This window comes from Janthinobacterium sp. EB271-G4-3-2, from assembly GCF_020858035.1.
Classification (GTDB): Bacteria; Pseudomonadota; Gammaproteobacteria; order Burkholderiales; family Burkholderiaceae_D; genus Janthinobacterium; species Janthinobacterium aestuarii.
The window spans coordinates 52,484-73,623 of the sequence record NZ_JACYMG010000014.1; the positions used below are offsets into that span (position 1 = coordinate 52,484).

At 61.9% G+C, this 21,140-nt stretch carries 17 protein-coding genes; 9 read left to right on the forward strand and 8 right to left on the reverse strand.

What is annotated here, in order from left to right; genetic code table 11:
• Positions 1-5 precede the first annotated feature (5 nt).
• Both IGS55_RS23975 and IGS55_RS23980 read left to right on the forward strand, forming a co-directional pair.
• A complete protein-coding gene (locus tag IGS55_RS23975; protein ID WP_230518250.1) occupies positions 6-974 on the forward strand; it encodes a DUF2167 domain-containing protein in 969 nt (322 codons plus the stop codon).
• Positions 975-1,073: 99 nt separating this feature from the next.
• Complete coding sequence (locus tag IGS55_RS23980; RefSeq protein ID WP_230518249.1) at positions 1,074-1,583, forward strand: DUF1993 domain-containing protein; 510 nt, start codon at positions 1,074-1,076, stop codon at positions 1,581-1,583.
• 122 nt (positions 1,584-1,705) lie between these two features.
• Here the strand turns inward: IGS55_RS23980 and IGS55_RS23985 are convergent, their stop codons facing one another.
• Entirely contained in the window at positions 1,706-2,269 is a 564-nt protein-coding gene (locus IGS55_RS23985; protein WP_230518248.1) for a glycine zipper 2TM domain-containing protein, read from the reverse strand.
• Between the two features lie 161 nt (positions 2,270-2,430).
• Between IGS55_RS23985 and IGS55_RS23990 the strand changes: the two genes are divergently transcribed.
• The 6 genes from IGS55_RS23990 (at position 2,431) to IGS55_RS24015 (ending at position 11,496) form a co-directional block, all read left to right on the forward strand.
• The gene (locus IGS55_RS23990; RefSeq protein ID WP_230518247.1) at positions 2,431-3,543 is read left to right on the forward strand and encodes an NADH:flavin oxidoreductase/NADH oxidase; all 1,113 of its coding nucleotides are present in this window, start codon (positions 2,431-2,433) and stop codon (positions 3,541-3,543) included.
• A gap of 161 nt (positions 3,544-3,704) precedes the next feature.
• Positions 3,705-5,288: an ABC-F family ATP-binding cassette domain-containing protein gene (locus IGS55_RS23995; RefSeq protein WP_230518246.1), complete on the forward strand. Its 1,584-nt coding sequence runs from the start codon at positions 3,705-3,707 to the stop codon at positions 5,286-5,288.
• 254 nt (positions 5,289-5,542) lie between these two features.
• Entirely contained in the window at positions 5,543-6,001 is a 459-nt protein-coding gene (locus tag IGS55_RS24000; protein WP_034745569.1) for a RidA family protein, read from the forward strand.
• Between the two features lie 129 nt (positions 6,002-6,130).
• Positions 6,131-7,561 (forward strand): amino acid permease, encoded by a 1,431-nt coding sequence (locus IGS55_RS24005; protein WP_230518245.1) that lies wholly within the window; start codon positions 6,131-6,133, stop codon positions 7,559-7,561.
• Between the two features lie 445 nt (positions 7,562-8,006).
• Positions 8,007-9,479 carry an amino acid permease gene (locus IGS55_RS24010; protein ID WP_230518244.1) on the forward strand — a complete coding sequence of 491 codons (1,473 nt, stop codon included), beginning with the start codon at positions 8,007-8,009 and terminating at the stop codon, positions 9,477-9,479.
• Positions 9,480-9,546: 67 nt separating this feature from the next.
• Complete coding sequence (locus tag IGS55_RS24015) at positions 9,547-11,496, forward strand: S9 family peptidase (RefSeq protein ID WP_230518243.1); 1,950 nt, start codon at positions 9,547-9,549, stop codon at positions 11,494-11,496.
• An 11-nt stretch (positions 11,497-11,507) separates the two neighbouring features.
• On the opposite strand, the gene IGS55_RS24020 is transcribed toward IGS55_RS24015, so the two are convergent.
• The gene (locus tag IGS55_RS24020; protein WP_230518242.1) at positions 11,508-13,658 is read right to left on the reverse strand and encodes an FUSC family protein; all 2,151 of its coding nucleotides are present in this window, start codon (positions 13,656-13,658) and stop codon (positions 11,508-11,510) included.
• Between the two features lie 90 nt (positions 13,659-13,748).
• The gene (locus IGS55_RS24025; RefSeq protein WP_230518241.1) at positions 13,749-15,437 is read right to left on the reverse strand and encodes a M14 family zinc carboxypeptidase; all 1,689 of its coding nucleotides are present in this window, start codon (positions 15,435-15,437) and stop codon (positions 13,749-13,751) included.
• A 149-nt stretch (positions 15,438-15,586) separates the two neighbouring features.
• Between IGS55_RS24025 and IGS55_RS24030 the strand changes: the two genes are divergently transcribed.
• A complete protein-coding gene (locus IGS55_RS24030; RefSeq protein WP_230518240.1) occupies positions 15,587-16,195 on the forward strand; it encodes a hypothetical protein in 609 nt (202 codons plus the stop codon).
• A 29-nt stretch (positions 16,196-16,224) separates the two neighbouring features.
• Here the strand turns inward: IGS55_RS24030 and IGS55_RS24035 are convergent, their stop codons facing one another.
• From IGS55_RS24035 to IGS55_RS24055, 5 genes are all read right to left on the reverse strand, one after another.
• A complete protein-coding gene (locus IGS55_RS24035; protein WP_034745584.1) occupies positions 16,225-18,378 on the reverse strand; it encodes a S46 family peptidase in 2,154 nt (717 codons plus the stop codon).
• A gap of 306 nt (positions 18,379-18,684) precedes the next feature.
• The gene (locus tag IGS55_RS24040; protein WP_034745587.1) at positions 18,685-18,954 is read right to left on the reverse strand and encodes a GlsB/YeaQ/YmgE family stress response membrane protein; all 270 of its coding nucleotides are present in this window, start codon (positions 18,952-18,954) and stop codon (positions 18,685-18,687) included.
• 166 nt (positions 18,955-19,120) lie between these two features.
• On the reverse strand, positions 19,121-19,696 hold the full coding sequence (locus IGS55_RS24045; RefSeq protein WP_046684512.1) for a YceI family protein: 576 nt from the start codon (positions 19,694-19,696) through the stop codon (positions 19,121-19,123).
• Positions 19,697-19,847: 151 nt separating this feature from the next.
• Positions 19,848-20,402: a YceI family protein gene (locus IGS55_RS24050; RefSeq protein WP_139090541.1), complete on the reverse strand. Its 555-nt coding sequence runs from the start codon at positions 20,400-20,402 to the stop codon at positions 19,848-19,850.
• Between the two features lie 46 nt (positions 20,403-20,448).
• Positions 20,449-20,973, reverse strand: coding sequence for a cytochrome b (locus tag IGS55_RS24055; RefSeq protein WP_230518239.1), 525 nt, complete (start codon positions 20,971-20,973; stop codon positions 20,449-20,451).
• Positions 20,974-21,140 lie beyond the last annotated feature (167 nt).

Genomic DNA, 21,140 nt, shown 5'->3' on the forward strand with positions numbered 1-21,140 from the left:
CGATCATGTTGAAACGCCTGCTGACAGCCCTGCTGTGCCTGACCCTCTCCGGTCTGACGGCTGCCGCCCCTGCCGAAGAGAAGGCAGCCGCAACGGAAATGACGGCCGAGCAATTCCTCGCCCAGTTGCACCTGCAGCGCGGCAAGATTACCTTGCCGGGCGGTATCGCCACCCTGGATTTGCCCGCCGGCTTCCGTTATTTGTCGCCGGCGGACGCCGAGCGCGTGCTGGTCGACGCCTGGGGCAATCCGCCGGGCATGGAATCGCTGGGCATGATCGTGCCCGCCAAGACCAGCGTGCTCGAGCGCGACAGCTGGGGCGTGGTGGTGACGTATGAAAAGGAAGGGCATATCAAGGATGATGATGCGGACAGCATCCAATACGACGAATTGCTCAAGGATATGCAGGCGTCCGTGCTGGAAAACAATGCGGAGCGCAAGAAGCAGGGCTATCCCGGCATCCATCTGATGGGCTGGGCGGAAAAACCCAGCTATGCCAAGGATACGCACAAGCTGTACTGGGCCAAGGATTTGATGGTCGATGGCGGCGAGCACTCGCTGAACTACAACGTGCGCGTGCTGGGCCGTGAAGGCGTGCTGAACCTGAATGCGATCGCCAGCATGCAGCAGATCGCGACGATCAAGCAAGAGATGCAGCAAGTGACGGCGTTCACGGAATTTACCGACGGTAACCGCTACACGGATTTCGACAGCAAGACGGACAAGGTGGCCGAGTACGGCCTGGCGGCGCTGGTGGCCGGCGGCGTGGCCAGCAAGCTGGGCCTGTTTGGCAAACTGCTGGCGCTGCTGCTGGCCTTCAAGAAAGTGCTGCTCCTGGCCGTCGTGGGCGGCGGCGCGGCCATCGTCAAATTCTTCAGCGGCAAGCGCAAGGACAAGCCGGCGCCGATACAGCCGCAGGAGTCCGTTGAACAGCCAGCGCATTTGCCGGACGGCAAGGTCAACTTCGACAAGTAAAAGCAACTGGGCCGCTCGGTGCGCTGACGCACACGGGCGCGCTGTCCGAACACAGCGCCTCGGGTACACTGGCTCATCGTTCACTATCAGGAGTCCGCCATGTCCGTGTCCATGTATCAGGCAACCATTCCCGTCTTCATCCGCGGCTTGCGCGTCGTCTCGTCCCTGCTGGAAAAAGCGCAAGCCCACGTGGAGGAAGATGGCATCGTGCCCGAGATTTTGCTGGGCGCGCAGCTGGCGCCCGATATGCTGGATTTGACGGCGCAGGTGCAGCGTGCCAGCGATACGTCGAAGATGTCGGTCGAGCGCCTGAGCGGCGTACCGGCGCCGAAGTTCGAGGATAACGAAGCGTCGTTCGAGCAGTTACAGGAACGCATCGCCAGCACCATCGCCTACATCGACAGCGTGAATGCGGGGCAGATGGCGGGCAGCGCGCAGAAGGAAGTCGTGCTGAACTGGACGGACGAAGGGACAAAATTCTCGGGCGATGATTACCTGCTCAGCTTTGCCTTGCCGAACTTCTATTTCCACGTTTCCATGGTCCACGCCATTTTGCGCAACAATGGCGTGGCCTTGGGCAAGCTCGATTATCTTGGTCCGTACGATTGATAGGCTTGAAAAACCGTCGCGAGCGGCGATGATTTGTGGCTGAGAAGCGCAACCGTACTTTGGTACGGGGGCGCCGAGCCGGTGAGCATCGTCGGCCGCAAAGCGCGACGCGCAGCAGGTTTTTAACGTTGCGGTTGCTGCTCGACCTGGTTCTGTACCGCATTGCCCAGCATGCCGCCGCCGATCACGCCGGCCACCGTCGCCAGCGCCTTGCCGCGGCCGCCGCCGACCTGATTGCCGATCAAGCCGCCGATGACGGCGCCCGTGCCGATGCCCACGTAGTTCGGTTGTGCTGGTGCCGGCGCAGGCACTGGCTGCGGCTGGCGTGCCGGTTCGCGGTAGGCCGTGTCGCGGTAGCCATCGTTGTTGTCATTGTAGGCAGGGCGCGCTTGCGCCACTTGCGTGTGGTGCACGACGCGCTTGTGCACGACAGGCGCCGGGGCTGGTGCCGGGGCGGCTTGCGCGACGACAGGCGCGGCCACCGGTGCAGTCGCGGGCGCTGCCAGGGCAGCGGCGCCGGCCGGCGTCATGGCGGCCACGTCGGCCGGCACGGCAGGCACATTCGCCCGCGAATTGGGCAGGATGCCGGCGATGGACGCCGCGCCGACCAGGCACAGGACCGTCACGGAAATGGCGGCGCCGGCCATCAAAGGGTGGATGCGGCTGGCGGTAGTCGTCGTGTTCATGTGTTCTCCTGGGGTGGTACTGCGGGTGTTATTGATGTGTCCAGATTAGCGGCCTCGCCTGTCCAAGGCTAGCCCTTGCGCTGTATCAAACGTAAGCAGGTGTAAGCCGCGCTTTTCAAAGCACAGTAGAATCGGTGCTTCCCCTTTTCCGAAAGTCCGCCATGAGCCAGCTATTCACGCCATATGCCCTGGGGCCGCTGCTGGTGGCCAACCGCATCGCCATCGCGCCCATGTGCCAGTACTCGGCCGACAACGGCAACGCCACCGACTGGCACATGATCCACCTGGGCCATTTGGCGCTGTCCGGCGCGGGCTTGCTGATGACGGAAGCGACGGCTGTCTCGCCCGAGGGACGCATCTCGGCCGAAGACCTGGGCCTGTGGTCGGATGCGAATCAAGCGGCGCTGGCCAACGTGGTGCAGGCCATCCGCCGCCACGCACCGATTCCCCTGGTGGTGCAGCTGGGCCACGCGGGCCGCAAGGCGTCGAGCCGCGCGCCCTGGCAGGGCGGTGCTTGCGTGCACCTGGCCGAAGGCGGCTGGCAAACGGTGGCGCCGTCCGCCATTGCCCATGCACCGGGCGAAACCGTGCCGATCGCCCTCGACGAGATAGGCTTGCTGCAAATCAAGGGCGCCTTTGTCGCGGCCGCCCAGCGCGTGCATGCGCTGGGCATCGAGGGCATCGAATTGCATGCGGCACACGGTTATCTGCTGCACCAGTTTTTGTCTCCGCTGTCCAACCAGCGTACCGATGCGTATGGCGGCAGCCTGGAAAACCGCATGCGTTTTCCGCTGGAAGTTGTTGAAGCCGTGCGCGCCGCCGTGCCGGCCGACATGGCCGTGGGCGTGCGCCTTTCCGCCACCGACTGGGTCGATGGCGGCTGGGACATCGAGCAAAGCGTGCGTTTCGCGCAGGAACTCAAGCAGCTGGGCGCCGACTTCATCCACGTCTCCAGCGGCGGCATTTCGCCGCAGCAGCAAATTCCCGTGGGTCCCGGCTATCAGGTGGCGTTTGCCGAACGCATCAAGCGCGACAGCGGTTTACCCACCATCAGCGTGGGCTTGATCACGGAAGCGCAGCAGGCGGAAGACATCATCGCCAACGGCCAGTCCGACATGGTGGCGCTGGCGCGCGCCATCCTGTTCGACCCGCGCTGGCCCTGGCATGCGGCGGCCCAGCTGGGCGCGCAAGTGCCGGCGCCGCCGCAGTACTGGCGCTCGCAGCCGCGCGAATTCAAGAACCTGTTCGGCGACACGACGCTGGGGCAGCGCTGACAGGTCTGCTCTGCTACACTGACGCTTCTTTCCCATTTCTCCAGGACGCTTCGACATGCGCCATTGATACTGCCGTGCTGTGCACGGCCTCGCCCATCCCGCCAGCGCGCCATTGCGCCGCGCGGGTTCGCCAGCCCTGTCTGCACGTACAAGGAGTATCCATGCCCGCATTACTACAACTCGACTGTCTGTCCTTTGTGCTGCCCGATGGCCGCACCCTGTTTTCCGATTTGCAATTTGCTTTTGCCCCGCAACGTATCGGCCTCGTCGGCGATAACGGCGTGGGCAAGAGTGTGCTGGCGCGCCTGCTGGCGGGCCAGGCGCAACCGTCTTCCGGCGCCGTGCGCTGCGACGGCCGCGTGCATTACGTGGCGCAGGAGCTTGATCCTGAGCGCTACCCAACCGTGGCGGCGCTCGCTGGCGTGACCAGCTTGCTGGCAGCGCTGGCGCGCATCGCCGAAGGCAGCGTCGATGAGGCCGACTACGCGCTCGTGGGAGAGCGCTGGGATGCCCACACCCGTTTGCGCCAGGCGCTCGATGCGCTCGATTTGCGCCATGTCGATGCCGCTACGCCAACGGCCAGCCTGAGCGGCGGCGAGCGCCAGCGCATCGCCCTGCAAGGAGCCTGGCTGTCGCAGGCGGGCTGGCTGGTGCTCGATGAACCGAGCAACCATCTCGATGCGCAGCAGCGCGCCCGTCTGGTGGCGCAGATGGCGCGCTGGCCGGGCGGCTTGCTGCTGGTCAGCCATGACCGCGGCTTGCTCGAGCACGTCGATGCAATCGTCGAGCTGTCGAGCCAGGGCTTGCGCAGCTATGGCGGCAATTACGCGCTGTATGCGCAGCGGCGCGCGCTGGAACAGGCCGGTTTTGCGGCCGCCCTGCAGGCGGAAAAGGCGGGCGCCAGACGCGAACAGCGCGACGCGCAGCAGCAGGCCGAACGCCAGCAGAAACGGGTGGTGCGTGGTGAGCGCGAGGGCCGCGAAGGCAATCAAAGCAAGCTGCTGCTCGACGCACGCAAGGAGAAAAGCCAGGATAGCCAGGGCAAGCTGCGCCTGCGCGCGCAAGAGGCGCAGCAGGCGCGCCAGCAAAGGGTGATGGACGCCAGCGCCCGCTGCGCGCCCGAGGCTGAACGGCTGCTGCTGGCGCCCGACAGCGCCGTGCCGAACGGCAAGCTGATCCTGGAGCTGCGCGACGTGGTCTTGCCCTATGGCCAGGCGCAGCCTGTGAGCCTGGTCATCAGCGGGCCGCGCCGCCTGGCCGTGACGGGCAATAATGGCAGCGGCAAGTCGACCCTGCTGCGCGTGATCGCCGGACAGTTGGCGCCCGCCAGCGGCGAGGTACTGTGCCATGCGCGGGTGGCGTGGCTGGACCAGCATGCGGGACTGCAAGACGGCGAATGGAGCGCCGTGCAGCGCTTGCAGGCGCGCAATAGCACGATGGCGGAAGGGGACTTGCGCACGCGGCTGGCGCTGCTGGGCATTGCCGGCGCGCGCGCCACCATGTCCAGCCGTTTGCTCAGCGGTGGCGAGCGCATGAAGGTGGCGCTGGCGGCCGAGCTGTATGCGCAGGCGCCGCCGCAACTGTTGCTTTTAGACGAACCCGACAATCATCTGGACCTGGCCAGCCTGCAGGCGCTGGAGCAGATGCTGCTGCAATATCGGGGCGCGTTACTTGTGGTTTCGCACGACCAGGCATTTCTGGATGCGATAAACCTTGACCCCGAGGGCTTGACATTGCACAAGTGACAATTTAATGAAAAAAGTCACGCTCGATGCCTGTAGAGCATGCTTCATGAACTGATGCTGAATTTTGTTTGATTGTCGGTATAATCCACTGAATAACCGGGCCTATTTGTGAACTAAAACTGCTGGTTCACCAATATGATGACGTTTAATCTGGCACTGTTGTCGGTCACTACCGCGCTGCCAGGGCGTCATCCTGCGTGCCCTGCCGTGCATGAATTCTGGTTTCGCTTATATTGTTTTCTTGGAGAAATAGCATGTCGTTTTACGAAAAACTCAAGGCCCTCAACATTGAACTGCCAGTCGTTGCCGCACCAGCTGCCGCCTACGTGATGCATGCCCGCACGGGCAACACCGTCTTCCTGTCCGGCCACCTGGCCAAGAAGGATGGCAAGGTCTGGGTTGGTCAACTGGGCAAGGATGTCACGACGGAAGAAGGCAAGATCGCTGCACGCGGCATCGCCATCGAACTGATCGCCACCCTGCAAGACGCGTGCGGCGGCGACTTGAACAAGGTCAAGCGCATCGTCAAGGTCATGAGCCTGGTCAATTCCACCTCCGAATTCACGGAACAGCACCTGGTCACCAATGGTGCCTCGGAACTGTTCGTCGAAGTCTTCGGCGACAGCGGCAAGCACGCGCGCTCCGCCTTCGGCGTGGCGCAAATCCCGCTGGGCGCTTGCGTCGAGATCGAGCTGATCGCCGAACTGGCCTGACGCAGTGGTCTGACCACATGAGCATGCCGGCGCTTGCCGCCGGCGCGCCTTTTCCTCCTTTCCAGCAAGAGCGGAACCGCCATTGGGGTGGAGGGATCGGTGTATTCAAGAAAAAAACGGAGACACGTAATGAAAACGAGTGAACAAGGCTTGCACCGCGGCCTGGGTGAGCGGCAGATCCGCTTGATGGCGCTGGGCGCCGCGATTGGCGTGGGCCTGTTTTTGGGTTCCGGCAACGCCATCAAGATGGCCGGTCCCGGCATCATGCTGTCGTACATCATCGGTGGCGCGGTCATCTTCATGATCATGCGCGCGCTGGGTGAAATGGCCGTGCACAATCCCGTGGCCGGCTCCTTCAGCCGCTATGCCCAGGATTACCTGGGACCCCTGCAAGGCTATCTGACGGGCTGGAACTACTGGTTCCTGTGGCTGGTCACATGCGTGGCGGAAATTACCGCCGTCGCCATCTACATGGGCATCTGGTTCCCCGACACGCCGCGCTGGATCTGGGCCCTGGCGGCCTTGGGTTCCATGGGCGCGATCAACCTGCTGGCAGTGAAAGCCTACGGCGAGTTCGAGTTCTGGTTCGCCCTGATCAAGGTCGTTACCATCATCCTGATGATCATCGGCGGCACCGGCATGATCGTCTTCGGTCTGGGCAACGATGGCGTGGCCATCGGTATCTCGAACCTGTGGACGCATGGCGGCTTCTTCCCGAATGGCGCGCAAGGCGTATTGATGTCGCTGCAGATGGTGATGTTTGCCTACCTGGGCGTGGAAATGATCGGCCTGACGGCCGGCGAAGCGGCCAACCCGAAGAAATCGATCCCAGACGCCATCAATTCCGTGTTCTGGCGCATCCTGATTTTCTATGTCGGCGCCTTGTTCGTCATCCTGTCGATCTACCCATGGAATGAAATCGGCACCACCGGCAGCCCCTTCGTCATGACGTTCGAACGCCTGGGCATCAAGACGGCGGCCGGCATCATCAACTTCGTCGTGCTGACGGCAGCCTTGTCGTCGTGCAATGGCGGTATCTTCAGCACGGGCCGCATGCTGTACAACCTGGCGCTGCAAGGCCAGGCGCCGAAGGCGTTTGCGGAGACGACGGCCAGCGGCGTGCCGCGCCGCGCCATCCTCGTGTCCGTCTTCGCGCTGCTGCTGGGCGTGCTGCTGAACTACCTGGTGCCGGAAAAAGTGTTTATCTGGGTGACCTCGATTTCCACCTTCGGCGCCGTCTGGACCTGGGGCGTGATCCTCGTCACGCAGATCCAGTTCCGCAAGACCCTGACGCCGCTGGAAATCAAGAACCTGGCCTTCCGCATGCCGTTCGCACCGTATGGCTCCTGGATTTCGCTCGCTTTCCTGGCGCTGGTGATCGGCCTGATGGCGTATTTCCCCGATACGCGCATCGCCCTGATGGTGGGACCAGCCTGGCTGATCCTGCTGACGGTGCTGTACTACGTGCTGGGCCTGGCGCCAAAGGACAAGCGCGATGACGTGCCGCAAGGCTACGAGGCAGGCTGGTCGCCGGCTGATGCGCCGCACGGCAAGAAGTAATTCAGCTGAACTGAGCTGAACCAGAAGCGCGCCCCTGCCCTGCAGCGGCGCGCTTTTTCTTTCATAGAAGCAATATCTTCTTCGCCAGCACTCTTGCGTGTTTGATGGCGCACGCCTGGCGTTGTTTCCATGCATCAAAGTTCTGTTTGGCTGAGCCGGTGAAAGCCCTATAATCGCTTAGTTTTGAAAATGGACGCGATCTTTCCGGTTTTTTGCCAGGTAAGTAATCGCCAGGAAATTATTGTGAATTTATAGCAAACAGAAGTGGATGTGATGCAAGGCGCCCGGCGCGACGCAGTGCGAGCACTGCTAGCGATGGGTAACGCAGCAGCGCGCCACTTATGGAAGCTAGAAAACACAAGAATTTATTGGGGGTTACTCAAGGCCGGAGCGCTATTTGTTTTTACCCGTCATACGAATATGTGTGCCTCATAAAGGAATATTAGTGAGCCAAACCCTGGTCCAGAAAATTTGCCGCACCAAGCCGATCGATACCACGGTCGAATATGGTGAAGGCCTCAGCAGCAGTGGCTTGAGCCGGTCCATCGGCCTGTTTTCCCTCACCATGATCGGCGTCGGCGCCACCATCGGCACGGGCATTTTCTTTACCATGGTCGAAGCCGTGCCCAAGGCGGGCCCATCGGTCGTCCTGTCTTTCCTGATCGCCGCCATCACGGCCGGCCTGACGGCCTTGTGCTATGCGGAGCTGTCGTTCCGTATCCCCGCCTCCGGCTCCTCGTATTCGTTTGCCTACGCCACCGTCGGCGAGTTTCTTGCCTTCATCATGGCCGCCTGTTTGCTGCTCGAATACGGCTTGGCGGGCAGTGCCGTGGCCATCGGCTGGTCGTCCTACCTGAACAATTTCCTGGAAAATGCGTTTGGCTGGCACATACCCGAGATGCTGCGCACGCCGATGATCGTTTCCGGCCCGCATGGCATGGAGTTTCACGCCGGCCACATCAACCTGCCGCCGATCTTTTTGATCTGCATGTGCGGTTTTCTGCTGTTGCGTGGCGCCAAGGAATCGGCGCTGATGAACGCCATCATGGTCATCATCAAGCTGTCCATCCTCGTATTCTTCATCGCCATTGCCTTTTCCGGTTTCAATGCCGACAACTTCGTGCCCTTCTTCAATACCGACAATAGCAAGGGCTTTGCCGGCATGACGGGCGTAACGGCCGCGGCCGGCACCGTCTTCTTCTCCTTCATCGGCCTCGACACGGTGGCGACGGCGGGCGACGAAGTGAAAGACCCCAAGCGCAATGTGCCGCGCGGCATCCTGTATGGCTTGCTGATCGTCACCGTGTTCTATCTGCTGGTGGCCGTGGCCGCTCTGGGCGCGCAACAGGCGAAACTGTTCGAAGGCCAGGAAGCGGGCCTGGCGGTGATCCTGCAAAATGTGACGGGCAAGACCTGGCCCGCGCTGGTGCTGTCGGCCGGCGCCGTCATTTCCGTCTTCAGCGTGACCCTGGTGACGATCTATGGCCAGACGCGCATCCTGTTTGCCGTCAGCCGCGACGGCCTGATCCCGAAGTCGTTCCAGAAGATCCACCCGCGCACCCTGGTGCCGGTCAGCAATACCATCATCGTCTGCCTCGTCGTGGCCGTGGTGGCGGGTTCCATCGATGCGACTTACCTGTGGGACATGGTCAGCATCGGCACCCTGACGGCTTTCATGGTGGTCTCGATCGCCGTGCCCGTGCTGCGCCACAAGCAGGGCGCGAACCGCATCGAAGGCTTCAGCGTGCCGTTCGGCCCGTATGTGATTCCCGGCCTGAGCGTACTCGCCTGCCTGTACATCATGCGCGATTTGCCGCATACGACGTTTGTCGTGTTTAGTATCTGGATGGCGGTGACGGTGGCCATTTACTTCTTGTACAGCATGCGGCATTCGCATCTGGGCAGGAAGGCCCGCTAATGCAGTCTGTTCCATCCAAAACCGCCGCGCTTGCCGGCGGTTTTTTTTATTTCTAACCGGAATTTACATGATGAAAATAACTGATCTGGCCGCCTGCGGCCTGCTGGCAAGCAGCCTTCTGGGCACCACGGCACACGCCGCCGCTGCAACCGGGCCGGCATTGCGCGATTACCGCGCCGTGGCCCTGTCGGCCAATGGCCAGCGCATCGCCGCCATCGAATCGAACAAGGCGGGGGAGCAAGCGCAGCGCCCGCACGCGGCCATCGTCGTGCGCGACGCCGCCAACGGCGCCATCGTGCAGCAATTCGATCCGTGTGCCGTGTGCTCCTACGACAAGCCCAGCTGGTCGCCAGATGGCAAACAGCTGGCCTTCATCGGCTACGACGCCAAGGCGGGCACGGCGCAGCTGTACCTGGCCACCCTGTCGCAAACGCAAGTCCGAACGTTGACCAGTATCAAGGGCGTGGCCAGCACGGCGCGCTGGTCGCCGGACGGCAAGCAGCTGGCCTTGCTTGCGACGGTGGGCGCGCGCAAGCTGGCCGGCGCCGTGGAGGCGGGCGCGCGCCAAGTGGGCGAAGTGGGCAGCGAAGACGACGCCCAGCGCATCGCCGTCGTGCCGGCCAGCGGCGGCGAGCCGCGTCTGCTGTCACCCGCCGACACCTATGTGTATGAATACAGCTGGACGCCCGATGGCCGCGGCTTTGTCGCCACCAGCGCGCAGGGCAATGGCGACAGCAACTGGTGGGTCGCCAAGCTCAGCCATATCGATGCGGCCACGGGCGCCCTGCGCGTGATCGCGTCGCCGGCCATGCAGCTGAACCTGCCCTCGGTTTCGTCTGATGGCAGGACGGTGGTCTTCATCGGCGGCCTGATGAGCGATTTCGGTTCCATCGGCGGCGATATCTACACGGTGCCGCTGGCCGGCGGCACGCCGCGCAATGTGACACAAGACTATCGCGGCACCTTCAATGGCGTCGTCTGGCGTGGCGCCCGCTTGCTGGCAACGGCCCTGATCGATTCGCAACTGGCGCTGGTGCCCGTCGATGCGCAAACGGGTCCGGCCCAGCCCGTGCTGCTTGGTGAAATCAGCAGCAGCGGCAGCGATGGCCGTCTGTCGTTCAGCGCCGATGGCTCGCAAGCGGCGGCCGCGCAGGAAGACTTTACGCACGCTTCCTACCTGGTGGCGGGACCGGTGGCCCAGCTGAAAAAGATCACGCGCGACAATGACGGCTTGGCGCCGCAGCTGACGGTGCAGAACGTGGGCTGGAACAACGAGCAATACAAGGTGCAGGGCTGGCTGCTGGGGCCGTTGAAGACGGACGCCGGCAAGCGCTATCCGATGGTCGTCAACGTGCATGGCGGCCCGGGCGCGGCCGCCTCGCCCCGTTACGTGGGGGCGGACACCCTGATCCACGAATTGACGCAAAAAGGCTATTTCGTCTTCCTGCCCAATCCGCGCGGCAGCTTTGGCCAGGGCCAGGCTTTTACGCGTGCCAACATGGCGGACTTTGGCGGCGGCGACTGGCGCGACATTCTCACCGGCATCGACGCGGTGCAAAAAGTGGCGCCCGTCGACGGCGAGCGCCTGGGCCTGATCGGCCATTCATATGGCGGCTTCATGACCATGTGGGGCGTCACGCACAGCGACCGTTTCAAGGCGGCCGTGGCGGGCGCGGGCGTGTCGAACTGGATCAGCTATTACGGCCAGAACGGCATCAACCAGTGGATGATCCCGTTCTTTGGCGCCTCCGCCTATGACGACCCGGCCGTCTACCGCAAGGCTTCGCCCATCGAATCGATCAAGGCGGCGAAGACGCCGACCCTGATCTACGTGGGCGAGCGCGACGTGGAAACGCCGGCCGCCCAGTCGCTGGAATTCTGGCACGGCTTGCGCGCCATGGGCGTGCCGTCCAGCCTGTTCATCTATGACGGCGAAGGCCATTCCTTCCGCAAGCCCGAGCACCAGCGCGACTTGCAGAAACGCACCGTCGGCTGGTTTGAACGCTACTTGAAGTAAGTTGCGCAGGCTTAGCGCGGGGCCACAATGTGCACGATCGCCGCGCTATGCACCACGATCTTGTCGGCATCGGCCTGTAACAGGCGGATGCGTCTTTTGACCAGCGGCCAGCCCGACCAGTCCACTTCGCTCACGGGCGGTGCGGCTGGGGGCGCCAGCGGGGCGCTGATGGCGGCCTTGTTGTCGAGCTGATCCAGCGCGCGCGACAGGGTCAGGCACACTTGCGTATGGCTGTGGCCAAGCAGGGCGTTGACGGGTGCGACGGGCAGCTGGCTGGCATGGCGTCCCAGGATCGAGCGCAGCGCCGCCACGTGGGCCACCAGCAAGTAATTTTGCACGATGAACAGGTTGATGTCTTCCACGGCCCGCTGCTTGCTGGCCGGTTCGTCGAGCATGCGCACGAGTGCCGAGCTGAGCGCGGCCAGGCTGTCCATCAAGCGCTTGCGCTCGATGCGGTAGGCGAAATCATCGAAGCATTTTCCCTGCAGCAGCGCGAAGCTGGCCTGCATATAGCTGAGGTTCACGTTCAGTACCTGGCGCACCAGCCGTGGCAGGCTCTGGTATTCCCAGTTGGCCAGCACAAAGCTGAACACGGTGGCCACCGCCGCGCCGATCAGGGTGTCGATCAGGCGCTCGCTGACGAGGTTCGGGTTGCTGGGCGCCACCAAATGCATTTGCAGCAAGATCATCAGGCTCACGGCAATGGCCGTGTAGCGGTAGCGCAGATAGATGAAGGTGGGCGTGGCCACGATGGAGAGGAACAGGATGGCCATCAGCACGATATTGCTGTGCACGAAGCGGATCACGATGGCCGTGACCACGCAGCCGATGATGGTGCCGATGATGCGGTCGGCGCGGCGCTGGCGCGTCATGCTGAACGTGGGGCGCAGGATGATGACGATGGTGAGCACGATCCAGTAGCTGTGCGCCGCATACGGCAGCCAGTGGCCGATCAGCAAGCCAACGGAAATGGCCATCGATACGCGCAGGGCGAAGCGGAATACGGGCGAGTCCAGGCGCAAATTCGACAGCAGGGTCTTCAGTTCGTATTTCTGCTGCGACAGGAACGGCGCCATGTCCGCACCGCTCCAGAACGGCACATTGTCATACACTTTCTGGCTGGCCAGGTGCAGCTCGGCGATCATTTTCAGAATGGCGCGGATCTTGTTGCGCTGCGCGCGCAAGGTCGCCAGCGCTTCCTGCGCACTGTCGCCCTTTGCCTGCAGGCGGGCAATTTCCGCTTCGATGTCGGCCCATTCCTTGTCATAGCTGATCTGCGCATACGAAGCGCGCTTGCGCGTGACGGCGTAGGCGACGGCTTCGATATCGCGCGCCGCCTTGTAGGCCAGGTCGTGCAGGGATTTCAAGACGTCGGAGTCGGCCAGGTGCTGGCGCAGCAGCGCGTAATCCGTGTGCGTCGAGAGGATCAGTTCATACAGATCGAGCATGCATACGTGCACCTGCACGACGATGGCATCCTTGCTGTTCTTGTGGCTGCGCAAGATCAAGTCGCGCGACGCTTGCTGGCGGTCGGCCAGGATGCTTTGATGGCGCACCAGCTTGTTGAACTGCTCCGTCAAATTGAAGCGTGCATCGTAGAAATCGGCCTTGATGTCGATGTAGGCGGCCAGTTCGAACAGGGCTTCGGCCAGCACTTGCTGCTTGATGCGGTGGCGCAAGACCCAGGCGATGGCCATGGCATAGGCCAGATAGATCAGGCCGCCCAGCATGAACAGGCCCGCATGGTGGAACGATTGCCGCCACGTCATCTGATGCTCCATCGACATGGTCATGATGAACAGGGCGGCCAGCTGCAAGGGCATGGATTTCTTGCCGTACACCACCATCATGCTGGCGAGAAAACTGACGAGGACGAGCACCGTCATCAATAGCCACTGCACGGGACCGCACAGGCTGATCAATAAGGTCACGGCGCTGCACAGCAGCACGGAAGCGAGCATTTCGTTGAACTTGTGGCGCAGCGGGCTGGGCATGTCCATCAGGGTCGTGCACAGGGCGCCGATGCACACCGTCATGGCGGTGGCGCTGTCGCTGATTTCCTGGGTCAGCAAGGCCAGGCCGACCAGGCCGATGGCCACGCGCAAGCCCAGGTAAAAATAATGGCTGTAAATAAAGGTGCGCAGGTTCAGTGCGTAGTGCATGGGATTACCTTGTGGGCAGGGCACAGAAAGAGGCGCCGCACCGGGGTCTCCGATGCGGCGCCAGGATGTCGCAGTCGCTACAGCCCCGAGTTACATCAGGGCGATCACAGGATAACGCCGCCATTCCGGCTCGGCAAAGCGCTGGCAGTGTGCAAAAATGAAGTCGAGCACGGCTTCCTGATTGCTCAGCAAGGCCGGATTGGCCGCTTTCCATTCGGAAAATTTTGCCGCCAGCGCCGGCTCGTCGCGCAGCAATTCGGACGCCATGTCTTCGAACACATAATCGGAAAACGCTTCTTTCTTCTCCAGCACGCTGTTGAAGAAGCCCCAGCGGAAGAAGCTGTCGTGCGCCTGCGGCTCCAGCGTTTCCACGGCGTAGCGCGCGTTGTCCTGCTCCAGGGACACGACATAATCGCCCGCTTGCACGGTGAACTGGCCCGTGCGCGTTTCCACATCCACCGTGTCGTGGAACATGTGGCCTTCGTAGGCCGTGGCGCGCGTACCGACGTTGGTGATGTGGTAGTAGCGCGCCGTTAGCGTATGTTCGGCGGTGATACGGGTCATTTCGACGCCGTTCCAGCGCAGTCGCTCGATGACTTCGCGCCACGCTTGCGGCACGACGTAGGCTTTTGGCGCGGCTACGGTGACGTCCGCATCAAAGCGGTTGTAATACTTGATGTCGCGCTCCCACGGCTGCGAGCGGTCGTAGGACAGGCGCTGGTAGTCGCCGAGGAGACTCGGCGTGTATTGCGCCGCATAGCCCTTGAAGGGGAAGGTCGACGGCTGTTCCTCGTTCATGGTCCAGTGGATGGGCCACGCGGCTTGCGTGCGGCCGGCCGCCTTGGCTTGCGCGCGCAATTGCTTGATCTGTTCGCCATGTTTGACCGTGAACGCCATCGTGATGTCGAGCAGGGCGCGCATGGAGGCGTAGCGGTCGGCAAACGGTTTCAGCATGTGCGTTTCCGGCATGAAACCGATGACGTGATGCAAGGCCGCAAAGCCGGTCGAGAAACGCGGCACTTCGAGGAACTCGGCGATGCCGTGGTCGGGGCTGTCCTTGACGGGGTTCACATACGGGCAGGTGGGCCAGCCGGCGCTTTCCATCTGCGCAAAGATGTGCGGCAGCATGGTGTCTTGCAGGAAGGGACCGAGGCCATTGCCCAGCTTGTCCGTCTGCGTGTGGATCAGGGTCATCGTGTACGGGTAGTCGGCGCCGTTCGATGTGTGTGTGTCGACCATCACGTCCGGGTCCCAGCTGGCCAGCAGGCGGTTGAACACTTGCGCGTTCAGGCTGTCGCACTTGATGAAGTCGCGGTTCAGGTCCAGGTGGCGGCTATTGCCGCGGAAACCGAATTGCTCCGGGCCATCCTGGTTCACGCGCGACGTGTTGGCGCGGTTCAGGCTGCCATCGACGTTGTAGATCGGAATGAACAGCAGCACGGTGCTGCCCAGCGCCGCCAGGCGCGCAGAATCCGTGCAGAGGTCGCGCACGATGGCCATGCAGGCGTCGATGCCTTCCGGTTCGCCCGGGTGGATGCCGTTGTTGTTGAAGAACACGGTGCGGCCCGCGCGCTTGATCTCTTCACGGTCGAACACGCCATCGGCGCTGACGACGCCAGCATGGATGGGCACGCCCGAGTCGGACAGGCCGATCTGTTCGAAATGCAGCATGTGCGGATAGCGTGCGGCGAGATCTTGATAGAAGGTGATGCATTCCAGCCAGGTCGTGGTCTGGTTGTGGTTACCGAGTTCGTAGGTCGTGCGCAAGTCTGGTGGCATAGCGGTCTGAGTCTGGGAGGGGGAAGGCGCGCTGGGTAAGTACGCCCGCTAGGGGCCAATTGTAGCACCGGCGTTGGCGCCTTGAGGCGCGGCAGAGGGACTGGGCCGCACTTGTGTTATGAATAGGTTTCACGCACGAGGGAGGCGGCATGGGCAAGACGGCGATGGCGGCGCTGCTGTGGTGGGCTTGCCTGGCGGCACAGGCGGCGCCACTGCGCTTGCCAGCAGGCAAGGGACCCGTGGCGCAGGGTGGGTCCGTCACAGCTGCCGCGCAGGGCGCGCTGATACGCTACCGGGGCTGGCTGCTGGCCGTCGATGGCGCCGTATCGGAGGAGCGGCCCGACGTCGTGCTGGCGTCGGCGCGGGCGGACCACGCGCCGCGGCTGCAGGCCGGGTCCGCACAGCGTAGCTTGCCCTTGTGGTCAGCCCTCGAACTCGTCAAGGGCGCCGCGCGCCTGCGCGTCACGGCGCTGCCGGGGCCCGATGAGCTTCCCGCGTTGCTGTTGGACTTTGGCGATGGGGACTACCGCATCGTGATTCCCGCCGCTCCCATCGCGCGGCAAGCGTATCCGCTGCTGGCGCAGCGCTTTCCCGGCGCCGACCTGGCCTTGCTGCTGCACGATGGCCGGCGGGTCATGCTGCCCTTGGAAAATGGCAGGGCGCAAGTGTTTGGCGAGGAACAAGCCGTGCCGTACCGCTTTACCAAGGTAAAACGCCAGGCGAAAAAAAGCCACTCCCGCAGGAGTGGCTCAGGCTAAAGCGCCCGTTGCCGGGTTATTGCTTCTTGTTATTCAGCGCCCATTTCTTTCAGCAGGTTGTCTGCGTGGTCGATGTGTTTCATGTTCCACAGCATGTAGCGCAGGTCGACCTGGATCGAACGGGTGTTGGCCTTGTTGTAGTCCCAATCGGAAATGATCGAGTCCAGGGTACCATCGAATGCCAGGCCGATGAATTCGCCTTTGGCGTTCAGGGCAGCCGAACCGGAGTTGCCGCCGGTGATGTCCAGGGTCGCCAGGTAGTCGACCGGTACGGTTTTCAGCTTCGGATCGACGAATTTACCGAAGTCCTTGGCTTTGATCGCGGCCAGTTGATTTGCCGGAGCATTGAACTCGCCCTGGCCCGTGGCTTTGGCGGCGACGCCATTGACGGTGGTGAAGGCAGACCAGGTGGTGCCGTCGGCGCCATGGTCGCGGCCGGCTACTTTGCCGAACGTCACGCGCAGGGTGCTGTTGGCGTCAGGATAGACGGCTTGGCCCTTGCTCTTCATGAAGGCGATTTTTGCTTTCATGTAGTTGGCGTAGGCTTGCTGGATCTTGCCTGCCAGTTCTTCATCTTCCGCTTCGTTTTTCAGCGAATCCGGGTACATGGCGACGGCTGCCTGGATGAAGCTGTCCTTGCTGGCCTGGAATTCGGCTGGCGTGCGTTTCAGCCATGCTGCGCGCTCGGCCTTGTCGGCCAGCTTGCTGCCGGCATACAGTTTGTCCAGAGCGGCGGACAGGTCGGCTGGCGACATGCCGTCCTTGATGCCGATGGCGGCGTCGAAGCTGGCGCGGCGTTGTGCTGCCGGTTGCGCGGCGTACTTGGTCAGGCTGTTCAGTACCAGCGCCTTGTCGACTTTTTCATCGTAGGTGCGCTCGACCGAGGTGATGCCCGCTTCCAGGCGTGGCAAGTCGCGCGTCTGGTAGCCGGACTTGCGTTCCGTATCGGCCTTGGTGCCTTCGTTCGACAGGCGGTACAGGCTGCGAGCCGTGTTCAGCAGGCGTGGTTGTGCGTAGCTGAGGAAGAAATCGCGCTTGGTGTCGGCATCGCGCTCGGCGATCAGCTTTTCCACTTGCTCGATGTCGCCGGCAAATTCGGCCTTGCGTGCCGGCGTGGCGTTGACCCAGGTCTTCAGGGCTTCGTGTTCCGCCGTCTTGCGCGCCAGGAAGTCGCTGCCGGCGTACGAGTCCAGCATGCCTTGGCGGTTCTTGTAGTAATTGTTTACGCCGGCAACTTGACCCGCGTATTTCAGGGCAACATCCTTGTTGTCCTTGGTTTCGCGCGCGATGATGGCCAGGGTTTCGCCCGACGCTTTCACGAAGGCCGGGTAGTTCCAGTCAAACGTGTACGCCACTTCCGATGGCAGGCGGTGACGGTTGGTGCGGCCAGGGTAGCCCAGGACCATGACGAAATCGCCTTCTTTCAAGCCATCCTTGGCCAGTTTCAGCACGTGTTTTGGCTGGTACGGCACGTTGTCCTTGCTGAAGTCGGCAGCCTTGCCGTCCTTGCTGACGTAGGCGCGGTAGAAACCGTAGTCGCCCGTGTGGCGTGGCCACATCCAGTTGTCGGTGTCGCCGCCGAACTTGCCTACGCCCGCTGGAGGCGCGTGCACGAGGCGCACGTCGCGGATTTCCAGTTGCTTGATCAGGTAGAACTCCAGGCCGCCGTAGTAGGCGGACACGGTGCAGCGGAAGCCCGCTTCTTTTTCGCATTCGGCGACCAGTTTCTTCTGGTTTTTTTCGATCGCGTCGATGCGTGCCTTGCCTTGCAGCTTGGCCACGTCGGCGGTGATGATCTTGTCGCTGACATTCGTCACGGCCGAGGTGACGAAGATGCGGCTGCCTGGGGAGGCTGGCAATTCTTCAGCGAAAGTCTTGGCCAGGAAACCGTTGGCCAGCAAATCGCGCTCTTTGGTCGAATTGACCGCCACGCTGTTGTAGACGCAATGGTGGTTGGTGGCAACCAGGCCTTGCGGCGAGACGAACGACGCCGAGCAGCCGCCCAGGCTGACGATGGCGCCCATCGGGAATTCGGTCAGTTTGGTCAGGTTGGTCGGATCGAGTTTCAGTCCGGCCGCTTTCAGTTCCTTGGCTACTTGTGGCAGCTGTTGGGGCATCCACATGCCTTCGTCGGCGTGTGCGAAGTTGCTCAGGATGGCGAGCGCGATGAGAGATTTTTTCATTCGAGTTCTGTTCTTTTACATTGTAGGGAAGTCGGAATCAGCGGAGTACCCGCTGATTGTGCAGCGGGCGACATAGAGTATCCGTATCGAACTCGCACTAGTCAATCACATTTTCCGGGCAGCATGTTCGTATGTGCTTGCTTGAATGGCATGATTTTGGGGCGCATACGGGCTGGAACCGGCTGCCAGCGCGCATTTTTCCGCGTGGCGGCTGTGGTATTTGTACATACGTGTCCTGGCGGCAATGAAAAATGGCCGGGCGCTTGCGCGGCCCGGCCATGTGTTGCTGCGCTGCTTTTTGCCTGCTTAGCGTATTTTGCCGCGGCGCAAAAGATTCACGATGCCCAGCAGGATCACGGCGCCCAGGAACGAGACCAGCAACGAAGCCAGGCTGAAATTGTCGCTATTGATGGTGCCCGTACCGAACAGCGGGGCCAGCAGCCAGCCGCCCAGGAAGGCGCCGACGATGCCGACGATGATATTGAGGAAGATGCCCTGTTGCGCATTGGTTTTCATGACCATGCTGGCCAGCCAGCCAATGACGCCGCCAATAACGATCCAGATAATGAAATTCATGTAGTCCTCCGCGCGATGGATAAGTGGGTGTGCCATGTCAGAACAACATCATGCCAATGGATAGTGATGCCGCACGATAGAAAAGTCCAGCGGATTCGCGTGGCGCATGCAAAAGCCCGCCTGGCTGCGGGCGGCAAGGCGGGCTTGTCATGCGGCAAGGCCGTGTTTAGTCGGCCTTGATGGCTTCCACCTGGATGGCCAGCTTGACTTCCGGCGAGAACGCCGGCATGCCGTAGTTCAGGCCAAAGTCGCTGCGCTTGAATTCCGCCGTGGCGTCGGCGCCGCACACTTCACGCTTGTAGCGCGGGTGCATGATGCACTTGAACTTGCTCACGTTCAGCTTGACGGGCTTGGTCACGCCCAGCAGGGTCAATTCGCCATCGACTTCCACCAGCTGATCGCCGTTGAACTTGAGCGACTTGCTCTTGTAGGTGATTTCAGGGAATTTCTCGACGTTGAACATGTCCGCTTTTTTCGCGTGCGTGTTCATGGCGTCGAGGCCAAAGTCGATCGAATCGGCATCGATGACGAGGTCCAGGCTGCCCGTCTTGGCGGCGCGGTCCAGGGTGACCGTGCCCTTGGTCTTGTTGAACTTGCCGCGCCACACGGACATGCCCATGTGATCGGCTTCAAAGCTGGGGAAAGTGTGCGTCGGGTCGAGGTTGTAGGTGTCGGTAGCGGCCATGGCCGAACCCGCGCCGGCGGCTGCCAGCACGGCGATCATCAAGTGCTTCAATTTCATTGAATTCCTAACTAAAGTTAAACAACAGATTTTTGGACGTTGATCTAATGTGTAACGCCTGAAAAACGTTCAGGGCAAGGCGCCTTGCCGAAGGCAGTACGAATAGTACGACGAGGCAAGAGCAACGCAGCCATGGGCGTTTTCTCAGGTGTTACTGAGCAGCGACGTGGAATTTAATTGTGACCTCGTCTGCAACCATGCTCGTGTCTTTCCACTCGCCTTCGCCGATGTTATAGGTCAGGCGCTTGATCGGCAGGGCGCCGTCAAATGCATATTTGCCGCCATCGGCTTTCACCGCCAGGGGGAAGGTCACGTCGGTGGTCTTGCCTTTGATGCTCAGCTTGCCGGTCACCGTCAGCTTGCCTGCGCCGGCCGCCTTGATGCTGCTCGAGACGAAGGTGGCTTTCGGGAACTGGGCCGAGTTGAACCATTCTTTCTTCGCCACTTCCTTGTTGTACTCGGGGTCGCCGATATCGATGCTGGCCGTCTCGATTTCCACCGACGCCTTCGAGGCGTCCGGCGCGGCCGGGTTGTAATCGATGGCGATATTGAACTTCTTGAACTTCGCTTCCACGGGCACGTTCATTTGCTTGAACACGGCCGATACGCTGGTCTTGGCGGGATCGACTTTCAGCAAGGTGGCGGCGGTGGCGGCCACGGACAGGCCCAGCAGGGAAGCGAGGACGATGCGTTGGGTGGTTTTCATCTTGTTTTTTTCCTGTAGTTTTTCAGTGAGCAAGGGGAAGTCGGTGTCAGGGCAGCATGCGCTTGAGCACACCATCGCGGTCGATGAACTGGTGCTTCAGCGCCGCCAGCACATGGGCGGCCACGGCGGCGGCCATCGTCATGTTCAGAACATAATGAATCTCTTTTAAAAGCGGCTTAAGTTCCGGGTTCGGCGCCATGATGACGGGCAGCTGGAACAGGCCCAGGTAGACGACGGGCACGCCGGCGGCCAAGGTGTACAGGTAGCCGGAGACGGGCACGGCGAAGATCAGGAAGTACAGCAGCACGTGCATGGCGTCGGCCGCCTTCTTTTGCCAGGCAACCATGCTGGCCGGGTGCGGCGGCGGCACATTGGCCTTGCGCCACAGCAGGCGGATGGCGGCGATGGCCAGCACGGTCACGCCCAGCCATTTATGCCACGAGAAATATTTGAGCTTGGTGGGCGTCAGGCCGGGAATGTCGACCATGACCAGGCCCATGACGAAGGCGCTGATGATCAGCAGGGCGGTCAGCCAGTGCAGGATGATGGCGGTGGTGGTGTAGCGTTGCATCGATGGCTTTCTTGAAAGTAGTACGTATTAGGACTAATTCGGCCTAATATACCAAAGAAAAGCAAATTGCGCTGCGTGCCGGAGATTCTACAAGAAAGATTGCTGTAAAAACCGCGGGGCGGGCAGCATTTGTGTGCTGGCCGCCCCGCGGGAGTGGGATCGGAGGA

Coding starts and splice junctions, on each gene's coding strand:
- IGS55_RS23975 (WP_230518250.1), top strand. CDS start 6: ATGTTGAAACGCCTGCTGACAGCCCTGCTGTGCCTGACCCTCTCCGGT.
- IGS55_RS23980 (WP_230518249.1), top strand. CDS start 1,074: ATGTCCGTGTCCATGTATCAGGCAACCATTCCCGTCTTCATCCGCGGC.
- IGS55_RS23985 (WP_230518248.1), bottom strand. CDS start 2,269: ATGAACACGACGACTACCGCCAGCCGCATCCACCCTTTGATGGCCGGC.
- IGS55_RS23990 (WP_230518247.1), top strand. CDS start 2,431: ATGAGCCAGCTATTCACGCCATATGCCCTGGGGCCGCTGCTGGTGGCC.
- IGS55_RS23995 (WP_230518246.1), top strand. CDS start 3,705: ATGCCCGCATTACTACAACTCGACTGTCTGTCCTTTGTGCTGCCCGAT.
- IGS55_RS24000 (WP_034745569.1), top strand. CDS start 5,543: ATGTCGTTTTACGAAAAACTCAAGGCCCTCAACATTGAACTGCCAGTC.
- IGS55_RS24005 (WP_230518245.1), top strand. CDS start 6,131: ATGAAAACGAGTGAACAAGGCTTGCACCGCGGCCTGGGTGAGCGGCAG.
- IGS55_RS24015 (WP_230518243.1), top strand. CDS start 9,547: ATGATGAAAATAACTGATCTGGCCGCCTGCGGCCTGCTGGCAAGCAGC.
- IGS55_RS24020 (WP_230518242.1), bottom strand. CDS start 13,658: ATGCACTACGCACTGAACCTGCGCACCTTTATTTACAGCCATTATTTT.
- IGS55_RS24025 (WP_230518241.1), bottom strand. CDS start 15,437: ATGCCACCAGACTTGCGCACGACCTACGAACTCGGTAACCACAACCAG.
- IGS55_RS24030 (WP_230518240.1), top strand. CDS start 15,587: ATGGGCAAGACGGCGATGGCGGCGCTGCTGTGGTGGGCTTGCCTGGCG.
- IGS55_RS24035 (WP_034745584.1), bottom strand. CDS start 18,378: ATGAAAAAATCTCTCATCGCGCTCGCCATCCTGAGCAACTTCGCACAC.
- IGS55_RS24040 (WP_034745587.1), bottom strand. CDS start 18,954: ATGAATTTCATTATCTGGATCGTTATTGGCGGCGTCATTGGCTGGCTG.
- IGS55_RS24045 (WP_046684512.1), bottom strand. CDS start 19,696: ATGAAATTGAAGCACTTGATGATCGCCGTGCTGGCAGCCGCCGGCGCG.
- IGS55_RS24050 (WP_139090541.1), bottom strand. CDS start 20,402: ATGAAAACCACCCAACGCATCGTCCTCGCTTCCCTGCTGGGCCTGTCC.
- IGS55_RS24055 (WP_230518239.1), bottom strand. CDS start 20,973: ATGCAACGCTACACCACCACCGCCATCATCCTGCACTGGCTGACCGCC.